The 12931-nt window shown below is 68.3% G+C and carries 9 protein-coding genes; 3 read left to right on the top strand and 6 right to left on the bottom strand.

All coding sequences use genetic code 11. The features are described 5' to 3' along the window. The first annotated feature begins 54 nt into the window (after positions 1-54). Positions 55-951 (top strand): alpha/beta fold hydrolase, encoded by an 897-nt coding sequence (locus tag B5520_RS09640; RefSeq protein WP_079597008.1) that lies wholly within the window; start codon positions 55-57, stop codon positions 949-951. Here the strand turns inward: B5520_RS09640 and atzF are convergent. Genes atzF through B5520_RS09665 form a run of 5 tightly spaced genes read right to left on the bottom strand, consistent with a single transcriptional unit; the run spans position 899 to position 9538 of the window. Next, the gene (atzF, locus tag B5520_RS09645) at positions 899-2683 is read right to left on the bottom strand and encodes an allophanate hydrolase (RefSeq protein ID WP_079596851.1); all 1785 of its coding nucleotides are present in this window, start codon (positions 2681-2683) and stop codon (positions 899-901) included. The genes B5520_RS09640 and atzF overlap by 53 nt on opposite strands. Further along, positions 2680-6435: an urea carboxylase gene (uca, locus tag B5520_RS09650; RefSeq protein ID WP_079596852.1), complete on the bottom strand. Its 3756-nt coding sequence runs from the start codon at positions 6433-6435 to the stop codon at positions 2680-2682. The genes atzF and uca overlap by 4 nt, the downstream gene beginning before the upstream one ends. Continuing rightward, positions 6432-7109, bottom strand: a complete 678-nt coding sequence (locus B5520_RS09655) for an urea amidolyase associated protein UAAP2 (protein WP_079596853.1) — start codon at positions 7107-7109, stop codon at positions 6432-6434. Before B5520_RS09655 ends, uca begins: the two co-directional genes overlap by 4 nt. Continuing rightward, on the bottom strand, positions 7106-7981 hold the full coding sequence (locus tag B5520_RS09660; protein ID WP_079596854.1) for an urea amidolyase associated protein UAAP1: 876 nt from the start codon (positions 7979-7981) through the stop codon (positions 7106-7108). The genes B5520_RS09655 and B5520_RS09660 overlap by 4 nt, the downstream gene beginning before the upstream one ends. Positions 7982-8035: 54 nt before the next feature. Further along, positions 8036-9538 carry an amino acid permease gene (locus B5520_RS09665; protein ID WP_079596855.1) on the bottom strand — a complete coding sequence of 501 codons (1503 nt, stop codon included), beginning with the start codon at positions 9536-9538 and terminating at the stop codon, positions 8036-8038. Positions 9539-9764: 226 nt separating this feature from the next. Between B5520_RS09665 and B5520_RS09670 the strand changes: the two genes are divergently transcribed. Both B5520_RS09670 and B5520_RS09675 read left to right on the top strand, forming a co-directional pair. After that, positions 9765-10436, top strand: a complete 672-nt coding sequence (locus B5520_RS09670) for a TetR/AcrR family transcriptional regulator (protein WP_079596856.1) — start codon at positions 9765-9767, stop codon at positions 10434-10436. Between the two features lie 71 nt (positions 10437-10507). Beyond that, entirely contained in the window at positions 10508-11344 is an 837-nt protein-coding gene (locus tag B5520_RS09675) for an alpha/beta fold hydrolase (RefSeq protein WP_079596857.1), read from the top strand. Between the two features lie 69 nt (positions 11345-11413). Here B5520_RS09675 and B5520_RS09680 read toward each other — a convergent pair whose 3' ends face one another. Continuing rightward, on the bottom strand, positions 11414-12889 hold the full coding sequence (locus tag B5520_RS09680; RefSeq protein ID WP_104443468.1) for a DHA2 family efflux MFS transporter permease subunit: 1476 nt from the start codon (positions 12887-12889) through the stop codon (positions 11414-11416). Positions 12890-12931: the final 42 nt, after the last annotated feature.

Raw genomic sequence — 12931 nt, forward strand, 5'->3', positions numbered from 1 at the left:
TTGGGCTGGCCCGGCTTCGCAACTGCTCCCCCGGCTCCCGCCTACGATGGGGTGGTGAAAGAACAGGTCATTGCAACGCACGACGGCGGCCGGCTGGCCTTATACAGTTACGGCACCGTTGATGCCCCGGGCGAACGCCGCGTGGTGCTGATCGGCGGAGCGTTCCTGACCGCACTGATCTACCGGCCGTTTTCGGTGGCGCTGGCGAAGGGCCTGGGCGACGGCTGGGCGGTGGACGTGTATGACCGCCGGGGCCGCGGCAGCTCGTCGGAGCAGCCCGCCGACTACTCGATGGCCACCGAGATCGCCGACGTGCGGGCTGTCCTGGATGCCACGGGTGCCCGGAACATCCTGGGCCACAGCCTGGGCGGGGCGGTTGCCCTGAACGCCGTCCAGGAGTTCACCGGAACCTCCTACGTGCCGGACAAGCTCGCGGTGTACGACGCCGCGGTGAACATCGACGGCAGCATCGACACCGCCTGGCTGGACGGGTTCGAGGACGCCGTCAACAACGGCAAGGTGGGCCACGCACTGGCGCACATGAAGAAGGCCACCAGCCCCGGCACCGCCCTGGCAAGGATTCCCGAGCCTGTCCTGGCCGGGCTGATGGCGCTGGTCTCGAACACCAAAATCAACAGGATGTTCCGGGACGTCATGCCCAGCGGAGTGGGCGAGCTGCGCGCCGCCTACAACGAGGCCGACCATGCCAGGGACTTCAGCGTGCTGCCCGCCTCGACCCATTTCATGGCCGGCGGCAAGAGCCCCAGCTACTACAAGGTCACGGCAGAGCGGCTGCACGCCGCCGTCCCCGGCAGCACCTATGAGCTCTCCCCCAAGGGCTTCCACGGCTCCATCCCCGCGGCCGTCAATGAACTCGTCACCGATATCTCGGAGTATTTCAAGGGCTCACGAGCTCCTTCCGGTCCGCCAGCCAGTCACCAAAGCGCGTGATGTCCTCGCCGCCGGCGGCGGCCACGGCGTCGCAGGCGAACCCGACAGCGGTTGACCCGTCGGAGAGCTGCACGGATCCGAGCAGCATGGGCTCGGGAAGGGACGCCAGGAACGAGCCCAGCCCCGCAGGCGACAGAAGCCACCGTTCACCCACGAGCTCCGCGCCGTCGTCGGACCGGTAGACGCCCGGCTTCGGCGGCACGGTGTCCAGGGACACCATGCGGTAGCGGGCGGCCGTCCGGACGGGACCGTCCCAGACCGCCCCGAGTTCCTCCAGCTGCGGAGCCAGCGGCTGGCCCTTCCGGTGTGCACCGACCACAACCAGCGGGACCGCCACAGCACCGGCGGCCACCGGCCACGGAACGGACGACGACGGCTGGCCGGCTGCCGCCGTCACTGCCGGTACTGCGCCGGCAGCAAAGAGTTCCGGCGCGGCGGGGGTTGTTTCGATCCTGCGGGCGATGTCAGCGGCGACTGCGTCGTCAAAGGTCCGGCCCACCACTGTCAGACCGAACTGGGAATTGTCCACCACGCCTGCCGGGACGGCCACCGCGCAGAGGTCGAACAGGTTGCAGAAGTTCGTGTAGGTGCCCATAAGGGAGTTGACGCCCACAGGGTTGGCGGCCACCTCGTCCAGCGTGGGGTGGAACGGCGCCGTGGGCACCAGCAGGGCGTCGAAGCCTTCCAGCCCTGCCATCGCCTTGCGTTTCAGTTCTTCCAGTTTGGCGGTGTCCGCAACGTAGCGGTGGGCAGGCAACGTGCCGGCCGCCCGGACGATTCCACCCACCGTGGGGTCGATGCCCGCCTGCCCGTCCGTGCCGGCGTCGGCCGTTTCGATGTAGCTGCCCACGGCGGCATGGCGCTCGGCCACCAGGGCTCCGTCGTACAGCAGCCGCGCCGCGTCCAGGAAGGCGTCGAATTCGATGGGCCGGACGTCCACGCCCGAGTCGCGGAGCCGGTCCACCTGGCGTCCGAACTCTGCTGCCCAGGAGTCTGGAAGGGCGGGCAGGCTGGCGGGGTAGGCCACGCTCGGCCTCGCCGGTGCTGCCAGCCGGATATCGCTGGGCCAGGTCCGCGCGCTGCCGGCCATCACCCCCATCGCAAGCTCCGCCGTGGACAGCTGGCGGGCAAAGATGGTGACGGCGTCCCACGACCGGCAGGCAGGCACTACGCCGGTGGTGGACACAACGTGCAGCGTCGGCTTGATTCCCACGATCCCTTGCAGCCCCGCCGGCACCCGGCCTGATCCTGCAGTGTCCGTTCCGATGGCGATGTCCACCAGGCCCAGCGCCACTGCCACGGCGGAGCCGGAGCTGGAGCCGCCGGAGATGAACTCCGGGCGGCGGGAGTCCCGGACAGCACCATACGGGCTGCGTGCGCCGACGAGCCCGGTGGCGAACTGGTCCAGGTTGGTGGCACCGAGGACCAGTGCGCCGGCGGCCCGGAGCCGGGCCACCGCGTCGGCGTCCTTCTCCGGCAGGTAGGCGAAGCCGGGGCACGCCGCCGTCGTGGGGATGCCCGCCACGTCCACGTTGTTCTTGACGGCCAGCAGGAGCCCGGCGAGCGGCAGGTCGGCGCCGCCCGCTACAGCCGCGTCGATGCCAGCTGCCTCGGCCAGCAAATCAGCCTCACCGCGGAGGGTGATCCAGATTTCGGGGCGGTCCACTGCTTCGACGGCGGCGAGCGCCGCCTTGACCCGCGCTGTGGCCGTACCGGTGGCGGGGTTGCTCATACTGCTGCCTCTTCCAGTTCCGGGGCATCCACGTCCGCAGGCTCCACGTCATCGCTGCCGAGGACCACCACGGCCTCGCCCGCCACCACCTGTGAACCGGCGGCCGGCAGGACGCGCAGCACCACGCCGTCGCAGGGCGCTTCCAGCACCGTTTCCATCTTCATGGCCTCGAGGGAAACCAGCGGCTGGCCCTTGGTAACCCGGTCCCCCACTGCAACATCAACCTTCCAGACGCTCGCAGCAAACGGCGCGGACACAAGGGAACCGCCGTCGGGAACCACTATGTCGTCTGCCGCGGGGGCCACGACGGCGGCCAGCGCCTCCGCGCGGTCGAACTCGCCGGCGTCGGCCCATGCCTGCCGTTCCACCGCAAAAGCCGCGCCCTGCGTCTCGCGGAATGCCGCGATGGACTCACGGTTTTCCTCAAGGAACAGCTCATGCTCGGCCAGGGAGAAGGTGCCCTCCTCGATTTCGACGCCGCGGCCCCTGCCGGCGGCCATGTCGGCACGCAGGTCAAGGAGTTCCTCTGGGCTGACCGGGTACCACGAGATCCGGTCGAAGAACCGCAGCAGCCAGGGTGAGCCCGCCTCAAAGGGAGCCGAATCCGCGTAGCGCGACCACACCTGGGTGGTGCGGCCGACGAACTGGTAGCCGCCCGGCCCTTCCATGCCGTAAATGCACATGTAGGCCCCGCCGATCCCCACCGCGTTCTCCGGCGTCCAGGTGCGGGCCGGGTTGTACTTGGTGGTTACCAGCCGGTGCCGCGGATCCAGCGGCGTGGCCACCGGGGCGCCGAGGTAGACATCCCCGAGGCCCAGGACCAGGTATTCGGCATTGAAGACGGTGTCGAAGACGTCGTTGACGGAGTCCAGTCCGTTGATCCGGCGGATGAACTCGATATTCCAGGGGCACCAGGGGGCGTCATCACGGACGCCTGCCATGTAGCGCTGAATGGCTTCCCTCGTTGCCGGATCGTCCCAGGACAGCGGCAGCCGGACGGTGCGGCTGGGAACTACCAGTTCGGAGCTCGGGGGCAGTGCCGCCTCAACCTCCTGGACGAGGCCCAGCAGCCGCTTGGTGGCCAGGACCGACGGGTCCACCTTGATCTGGAGGGAGCGGATGCCGGGGGTGAGGTCCACAATTCCGGGCACGCGGAGCTGTTCGAGGTGCTGGTGCAGGGCGTGCACCCTGGCACGCAGCCCCAGGTCCAGGACCATCTCGCCGTATTCCACGAGCAGGTTGTCATCGCCGGAGCGGCGGTAGGTGACTGCCGGCCGTCCGGCGCCTTCAGGCACCCGGCCAAGCACGCCGTCGTCGCCGTCTCCCCGCCCGGCGCGCCTGCCTGCCGGCGCTGCTGCAGTCTTTGTTGGCAGGTGCGCTGACAGGTTGCCTGACAGCTCTGCCGACCAGCCGGCGTCACCCGGCAAAACCAATTGCCGGCCGGGCCCGAGGTCCCCGGCGGACGGTGCCTGGCTGACTTCGATGGGAACGAATCGGACCTTGTCCCCCGGGCGGAGCTGGCCGAGCTTCCAGCGGTCGGCCGTCACCACGGTGACGGGGCAGACGAAACCGCCCAGACTGGGGCCGTCCGGGCCGAGCAGGATGGGGGTGTCGCCGGTGAAGTCGAGGGCGCCCACGGAGTAGGCGGTGTCGTGGATGTTGGACGGGTGCAGGCCGGCCTCGCCGCCGTCGGTCCTTGCCCAGCGGGGTTTGGGACCGGTCAGCCGGACGCCGGTGCGGGCGGAGTTGAAGTGCACCTCGTACTCGGCGGCGTACAGTTCCTCGATGTCTTCGCGCTGGAAGAATTCCGGGGCGCCGTGCGGGCCTTCGGCCACGGCGAGTTCCCAGGTTGAGGTCAGGGCGGGCCGGCTGTCGAGCGGGACGGCGAGCGTCTCGGGTTCTCCGGCGGCGGCCGGCTTCACGGTGCGGAGGACGTCGCCGGCGCGGAGGACGCGTCCGGCGTGTCCGCCGAACTGCCCGAGCGTGAAGGTGGAGGCGCTGCCAAGGTACTCCGGAATGTCCAGGCCGCCCTGGAACAGGATGTACCCCCGCAGCCCGTGCCCTGCTGCGGTGCCGACGTCGAGCGTGCCGCCTGCGGGCACTGTCACCGGCGCCCATGCTGGAACCTCCGTCCCGTCAACCGTCACTGTTACCTCGGCGCCGGTGACGCAGAGGGTGGTGGCGTGGGTGAAGGTCAGGCTGGGCCCGGTCATGGTGAATTCCAGGCCGGGGGCGCCTTCGGGGTTGCCGAGCGCGGTGTTGCCGATCCGGAAGGACAGGTCATCCATGGGGCCGCTCGGCGGGACGCCGATCTGCCACAGGCCGGTCCTGCCGGGCCAGTCCTGCACGCTGGTCTGCAGGCCGGGGCGGTCCACGGTGATCCGGGGTTCCGGATCGCCCACGGAGTCCAGGGTGCTGGTGGAGTGCTCGACGCTGCGGACCACGTCCAGTCCCGCCACGGCGCGGAGCATTCCAAGGTTGGTTTCGATGCCGTCGATCCGGATTCCGGCGAGTGCTGCGGCCAGCCGGTCGAAGGCCTCAGCCCGCGTTGCTGCCGAGGTGATGATTTTTCCCAGGAGGGGATCGTAGTTGGTGGACACCTCGGTGCCGGTTTCCACCCAGGCGTCCACGCGGACATCCTCCGCAGCGGGGTATACGGCGTTGGTGACGGTTCCGGCGCTGGGCTGGAAGCCGCGGGCCGGATCCTCGGCGTACACGCGTGCCTCCACCGCATTGCCGGAAACGGGCAGGCTGTCCGGGATGCCGGCGAGTACGCCCTGGGCTTCCGCGCCGCCCTGCGCCAGCCGGAGCATCCACTCCACGAGGTCCACCCCGGTGACGGCCTCGGTGACGGGGTGCTCCACCTGGAGCCGGGCATTGACCTCCAGGAAGGACGCTTCGCGGCGGGAGGAGTCGTAGACGAACTCGACCGTTCCTGCGGAGCGGTAGTTGAGCGAGGCGCACAGTGCGCGGGAGCTGCGGTGCAGTTCTTCGCGCAGCTCCTCGGGCAGGTCGGGGGCCGGCGCTTCCTCAAGAACCTTCTGGTGGCGGCGCTGCAGGGAGCAGTCGCGGTCGCCGAGGCTGACCACCCGGCCCTCACCATCGCCGAAAACCTGGACTTCGATGTGCCGGGCGTTTTCGACGTAGCGTTCCGCGAAGACGCCCGCGGTGCCGAAGCTGGCCCCGGCCAGGCGGGCAACCCGGGGGAAGCTCTCCACCAGTTCGGCCTCGGTGCGGCAGACCGTCATGCCGATGCCGCCACCGCCGCCGGTGGCCTTGAGCATCAGGGGGAAGCCGATGGCGGCACTTGCCTCTACAGCCTCAGCCACGTCCGCCAGCAGTCCGGATCCGGCGATCATGGGGACGCCGGCGGCGCGGGCGGCGTCGCGTGCCGTGTGCTTGGTGCCGAAGATGCGCAGCTGTTCCGAGGTGGGGCCAACAAAGACCAGTCCTGCTGCTTCCACGGCTTCGGCGAAAGCGGCGTCCTCGGACAGGAACCCGTATCCGGGGTGGATCGCTCCTGCCCCGGTGGACTTCGCCGCTGCCAGGAGCGCATCCACCCGGAGGTAGGACTCCTTGGCAGGCGCCGGGCCGAGGAGCACCGCTTCGTCTGCCAGGCGGACGTGGCGGGCGCCGCGGTCCGCTTCGGAGAATACGGCGACGGTCCGCAAGCCGAGTTTCTTGGCTGATTCGATGATGCGGCAGGCGATTTCGCCGCGGTTGGCGATCAGCAGGGTGTCGAAAGTATTCACAGCGCTGCCTCCGGCCGGGTGACGATCATGCGGACTGGGGTGGGGTTGAAGCCGTTGCAGGGGTTGTTGACCTGCGGGCAGTTGGAGACGAGGACCAGGGTGTCCACCTCGGCCCGCAGCGCCACACGCTTGCCGGGGGCCGACAGTCCATCAACGATGCCCAGGGCACCGTCCGGGTCCACGGGAACGTTCATGAACCAGTTGATGTTGGACACCAGGTCCCGCTTTCCCAGGCCCCAGCGGGAGCCTTCGATGAGGAAGTTTTCAACGCAGGCGTGCTGTTCGCGGGTGTGCTGGCCGTAGCGGAGGGTATTGGATTCCTGCGAGCAGGCCCCGCCTATGGTGTCGTGCACGCCCACTTCGTCTGCCACCACGGTCATCAGCGGAGCTCCGGTGTCTGCGCGAAGCACCGAAGCCGTGGTCAGGACGATCGACTGCTGCCGGGCGATGGTGACGGGCGCCGAGTAGCGGACGGACGTGTCTTCAGCGGCGTACAGCAGGCAGTCCACGGCCTGGTTGCCTTCCAGGTCCACGATGGTCAGCACGTCGCCGGCTGCCACTACCGCTGACCAGGGGCCTCTGGCTTCCACGAATTCGTCGAGGACCACGGCGCCGGGCACCAGGGCGGTTTCGCCCGCGGCCGGGATGGGTTTGGTGTCAATGGCGGTGTTCATCGGGCGTTCCTTGCGGTGAGGTCGTGTTCGGTGTTGCGGAGTGCCTGCAGGTGTTCGGGCGCCAGGGGGCCGGCGAGAGTGCCCGCCTCGAGCGCGGCGAGGTCCTGCGGCGCATGCCAGGCGACGACGTCGACGGCGGTTCCGGTGAAGCCTTCGCGGGGATCCAGGGGGTGGGCGGTGTTGGCGAGCACCAGCACCGCGTCCATCTGGAGCAGGAATTCGACGGCGGCGCCCGGACCGGCACTTCCGGTGAACGTGATGGTGCCGGCGGGGTCCACGTTGATGCCCTTGAAGAGTGTCAGCGACGGTGCCACGTCGCGGGGGCCGAGCCCGGTTTTGAGGGCTCCGAGAGTGAGGAGTTCGCGGGCTGCCGGGGACGCGCTGTGGGCCGTTCCGGCACCGTATCGCTCGGTGTTTCCGCTGAGTGTGGTGGCGCCGGTCAGGGCATCGTGGCGGGATGAGGTGTCAGCCACGATGGTTGCCATCAGGCGGCCGGCGTCGGACAGCAGCGGGTGGCCCGTCCCGGGGTAGGCCTGCCACGGGACCTTGACGGTGTCCGCGGTGTTGAGGCGTTCGTGAAGGGCCCCGGCCCGGTACAGGAGGGTGTGCACGCAGGCATCACCGGCGGTGTCCGTGAGCCGGACGCGGGTGCCGCGGGCAAGCGTCATGGTGGTGTACCGGCCGAAGGCCAGGGACTCGACCCAAGTGGGGAAAACGCCGTCGGGCAGTTCCTCAGTGAAGCGCGCGGGGGCGGAAGCGGCCGGTACGAAGCGCATGGTGTCCGCGGTCCGGTCGTGCTGTTCCCGGGCGTGGGCACGGGCGCCGGCGGTGGTGGCTGTGCCGGTTGCTGGTGTTTCGATGGTCTGTGTCATGTCAGTCCTGTTGTTCTAAGGCTTGGGTTCTAAGGCTTGGTTGCTTGGCGGTTGTTATGCGCTGGCTGCCAGGTTCCGGCGGCGGACCCAGAGGCCCAGGAGCAGGACCGCCGTCACCATCAGCGGCGCCGAGTAGAGGAGGTTCCCGTTCTCGCCGGAGGGGTCGTAGACCTCGGGCCGGGGCCAGGCAAGGTTGACCACCATCACGGCGCCGTAGAGGACGGCGAGGATGTTGACGGGCAGCCCCCAGCGGCCGAGCGAGAAGAGGCCCGCGGGCATGGTCTGCCCCACCCGGTTCCAGTCGCCGCGGAGGCGGTTCACCAGCTGCGGCACGGTGACCAGGAGGTAGGCAAGGTAGACCATCACGATGCACACGCTGCACAAGGTGGTGAACAGGGCGGCGTTGCCAACGTTGATGGCCAGCACACCCACGGCCAGTGCGCCGATGACGATGGATGGCCACATGGGCGTGCCCCGGGTGGGGTGGACGGAGGAGAGCAGCGCGGAGGCGGGGAGTTTCCCGTCCCTAGCCATCGAGAACACGAGGCGGGAACCGGCGGTCTGGATCGCCAGGGTGCAGACGAAGATGGCGATGGCCACGTCCACCAGCAGGACCTTGCCCCAGAACGTGCCCAGCACGGCGGTGAGGACGTAGGGAAGACCTTCGGTGGCGAGCCGGCCGTCGTCGAGGCTGGGTGCAGCCATCAGGGCGGTGATGATCATCAGTGCGCCGCCGATGCCGGAGATCAGCAGCGCGGAGAGGATGGTGCGGGGTGCGGTGCGCCGCGGGTCCTTGGTCTCTTCGGACAGTTCGCCGGCGGAGTTGAAGCCCACCATGACGTAGGCGGCCATCAGACCGGAAACCAGGAAGGCTCCCACTGCGCCGAGCTCTGAGTTTTGCAGCACCGTGGTGTCCGCGACGACGTCCGGACCGCGCTGGGCAGCGCTGATCAGCGCGAGGATCACGGCCACGACGCCGACGATCTCGCACGTGACACCGACGGAGTTCACGTGCGCCATGAGCTTGACGCCCAGCGAGTTGATGATGGTGGTGGCCACCAGGAGCACGGCCCCGAGGACCACCGCGTTGGCGGCACCGCTGACCGTGTTGAGGGCGGGATCGCCGCCCACAATCTGGAAGCCGTCCCAGAGCTGGGGCAGCACCACCTGCAGGGCGATGGCGGCGGCCGCGGCAGTGACCACCTGGGCGATGGCCATGAACCAGCCCGCGAACCAGCCGACACTTTCACCGCCCACGCGCCGGGCCCACTGGTACACGGCGCCGGACAAGGGGTAGCGGGCGGCCAGTTCGGCGAAGTTCAGGGCCACCAGGAGCTGGCCCACCAGGACAACCGGCCAGGTCCAAAAGAACGCAGGCCCAGCGAACGAGTAGCCGAACGCGAAAAGCTGGAAGATGGTGGTCAGGATCGAAACGAAGGAGAAGCCGGCGGCAAAGGAAGCGTAGCGGCCGAGCTTTCGGTGAAGGGTGGGCTCATAGCCAAGGGACGTCAGGTCCGCATCGTCCTGGTGGACGGTGGGGAGAACGGTTGATGTCATCGGAATCTCCGGGGCTGGAATGGCAGGGGGGATAAAACCTCCCGGCAGCGCAGCGCTCGGCCGAAGGCTGCTGATTACCGGTCAATTGATAGTTTTCCAGCGCCATGTCCCCAAACAGTTTCACCTCTGTAAAAGGCACATAGACATCTTGTTTCGGGTTCATTTCCGTCCCCTCACATTGCCGTTCCGCGGTTTTCGGGCCGGACGGGAATGCAAGAATGATGCGGTGACTTCAGCCGGACCGGGACGCCCTCGCCACCAACAGCCCTCCCGCCCGGGGGCCACCGCCCGCGACGAAATCCTCGATGCGGCCGCCGAACTTTTCACCACCCACGGCTTCGCCAGCACCTCCACCCGGTCCATCGCGGACGCCGTGGGAATCCGGCAGTCCTCGCTCTACCACCACTTCAAGACGAAGGACGACATCCTCGAGGACCTGCTGGAGGGAACAGTGAGCGGCGGCTTGAAGTTCGCGCGGGCCGTCGCAGCCGACACCACAGGTGAAGCTGCCGCCGGAAGCCGGCTTCACGCCGTCGCGCTTTACGACGGCACCCAGCTCTGCAGCGCCCGCTGGAACCTCGGAATCCTCTACCACCTGCCCGAAGTCCGCACCGCACGCTTTGCCCGGTTCCTCGCGGACCGGCAGGAGCTGCGCGGCCTGTACGGGCGACTCGGCGCCGGCCTGTCCCCTTCCCGCGGCGACGGGCACCCGGAAGCCAGCGGCGGCGATTTCACGTTCCGCCTGGTCGAATCCCTGATCAGCCTCCGCGTGGACGGCATGGCCACCCCGGAATCTCCACTGGAGGCCGCGGATGCGGGACTGATCCTCTGCGGGCTGGCCGGAGAACTGCCCGCCATCCGGGCGGAAAGCGCCGCGCTCATCTCGCGCCTCGCCTAGATCCCCTCCGGATCCTTCAGCCGGCAGTGTCCATGGTGCCCGCGCTCAGGTTGCTCAGCTAGGCTCGGAACATGACGCGTGAGAACATCAGGACCCCCGACGGCGGCACTCTGGAGCTCTTCTCCACCGGCACGGATATGGCTTCCGCCGGCTCCGGCGTGGTGATCGTCCCGCCATCCATGGTGACGGCAGCGGATTACACCAAGTTCGCGCAAAAGCTGAGCGCCGCCCTGGGCCGGCCCGTCCACACGTTCAACCGCCGCGGCCGCGGATCGTCGTCCCCCCAGCCGGAGGACTACACGCTGGATGTGGATATCCGCGATTTGGACACGGTCATGAAACACACGTCCAGCACGGACGTGTTCGGCCATAGCTTCGGCGGCGCGGTGGCACTGCACGCGGCTCGGACGCTGCCGGTTGAGCGGCTGGCCGTGTACGACCCCGCGGTATCCGTGAACCACAGCGTAAAGGCGGAGTGGATCGCCGAATATGAGGCCGCGGCTGCCGCTGGCGATGACGACCGGGCCCTCGCCGTGATCCAGCGCGGGCTCGAGGAAGGTGGACCGTTCTCGTCCCGGATGCCGCTGTCCATGCTGACCCTCGCCAACAAGCTGACCGCCGGCACGTCAGAGGGCAAGCAGCAGAGGGAGCTGATGCGGACCGGCGTCCGGGAGATCAAGGCGATCATCGCCGCGGACATGCCGGCCGAGCCGTTCCTGGCGCTTCCGCTCGAAACGCTGATCGTGGTGGGCGAAAAGAGCCCGGCCTACTTCGGTGTGGCCTGCGGGCAGATCCATGACGTCCTCTCCGGCTCCAGCTACACCATCCTCCCCGGCTTCGGGCACGACGGCGCCATCAAGGCCCCGGACGTGCTGATCAAGGAACTCAGCGACTTCTACGCCGGCTGACCCCCATGTAAGTAGCACTAACTGTCGTTTTGAGGGCTCAAAACGACAGTTAGTGCTACCCAGTTGGGATCAGTGCCCGCCGTGGCCCGCGCCGGCACCTTCGGTTTTGCGCATCATCGCGGAAAGGACGACGGCGGCGAAGGCGATGACTGTTGCCGTCATGAAGGCGGCGCTCATCCCGGCGACGAGTCCCGACGCCGCGGACACCACGGCGAAGATGGACACGAGCAGCGCCGTGCCGGCGGCGCCGGCAACCTGCTGCGTGGTGCTCATGATCGCTGAACCGTGCGAGTACAGGTGCGGCGGGAGCGGGTTCAGGCCGGTGGTGAACGCCGGAGTGAAGAGCAGCGCCAGGCCGAAACTCAGCCCCACGTGCAAGGTGACGATCCACCAGACTTCCGTGCCGGCGTCGAGCATTGAAAACTGCCAAAGAGTCACGACCATCAGGATGGACCCGGTGACGGTGAGGGGCAGCGGGCCCACCTTGTCGAACAGCCGGCCGATGACCGGGCCCAGGAGGCCCATGGCCAGTCCGCCGGGGAGCAGTGCCAGCCCGGTTTCGAGGGAGCCCAGGCCGCGGACTTCCTGGAGGTAGAGCGGCAGCAGGATCACGCCGCCGAACAGGGCCATCATGGCCACCACCATCAGCAGGACCGAGACGGTAAACATGCGGAAGTTGAACGCGCGGAGGTCCAGCAGCGGGGCGCTGGCCTTCTGCAGCCTGAGCTGGCGGAGGACGAACACGGCGAGGCTGGCCACGCCGATAACCAGGGCAGCAATCGCGGTGGTGCCCGGACCCGCTTGGCCGCCGTGGCCGCCGCCGATCTGGCTCAGGCCGTAGACCAGGCCACCGAACGCGGGGACGGTGAGGAGTACGGACGCGAAGTCGAGTTTGGTCTTCTCCGCTTCGCCCACGTTGGTGAGGTACTTCGCACCGATGGCCAGCGCCGCGAGGGCGACGGGCAGGACGAACACGAACATGAACCGCCAGGTGAAGTGCTCCAGGATCAGGCCTGAAACGGTGGGTCCCATGGCCGGGGCCACCGAGATGGCGATGCTGACGTTGCCCATCACGGCCCCGCGCTTGGCGATCGGGACCAGCGTGAGGATGGTGGTCATCAACAGCGGTAGCATGATGGCCGTGCCGCCCGCCTGGATGATGCGGGCCAGCAGCAGGATCTCGAATCCGGGAGCCACGGCGGCCAGTGCGGTGCCGCCGGCGAAGAGCCCCATGGCCAACATGAAGACGGCACGGGTGGACAGGCTCTGGAGGATGAAGCCGGTGGTGGGAATGACCACTGCCATGGTCAGCATGAAGCCGGTGGAAAGCCACTGGACCGTGGGTGCGTCCACCTGGAGGTCCACCATGAGCCGCTGGAGGGCGACGTTCATGATGGTCTCGTTGAGGATCACCACAAAAGTCGCCACCAACAGGGTGGTGATGATGGTGACGGACTCGCGGGACATCTTCTCCGGCGCGGCGGGCTTGATTCCTTCGGTGTTGACGGACTGGCCGTTGGCGGGCGGAGAGACTTCGGTAGACATGAGTGTTCCCTCAGGGAGAGTAATGAGTGTGGTGCGCGAACA

Source organism: Arthrobacter sp. P2b, from assembly GCF_900168295.1.
Classification (GTDB): domain Bacteria; phylum Actinomycetota; class Actinomycetes; order Actinomycetales; family Micrococcaceae; genus Arthrobacter.

What these genes read in the sequence shown, in the direction of transcription:
- B5520_RS09665 (WP_079596855.1), bottom strand. Translation starts at nt 9,538, where the DNA reads ATGACATCAACCGTTCTCCCCACCGTCCACCAGGACGATGCGGACCTG.
- B5520_RS09655 (WP_079596853.1), bottom strand. Translation starts at nt 7,109, where the DNA reads ATGAACACCGCCATTGACACCAAACCCATCCCGGCCGCGGGCGAAACC.
- atzF (WP_079596851.1), bottom strand. Translation starts at nt 2,683, where the DNA reads ATGAGCAACCCCGCCACCGGTACGGCCACAGCGCGGGTCAAGGCGGCG.
- B5520_RS09660 (WP_079596854.1), bottom strand. Translation starts at nt 7,981, where the DNA reads ATGACACAGACCATCGAAACACCAGCAACCGGCACAGCCACCACCGCC.
- B5520_RS09675 (WP_079596857.1), top strand. Translation starts at nt 10,508, where the DNA reads ATGACGCGTGAGAACATCAGGACCCCCGACGGCGGCACTCTGGAGCTC.
- B5520_RS09680 (WP_104443468.1), bottom strand. Translation starts at nt 12,889, where the DNA reads ATGTCTACCGAAGTCTCTCCGCCCGCCAACGGCCAGTCCGTCAACACC.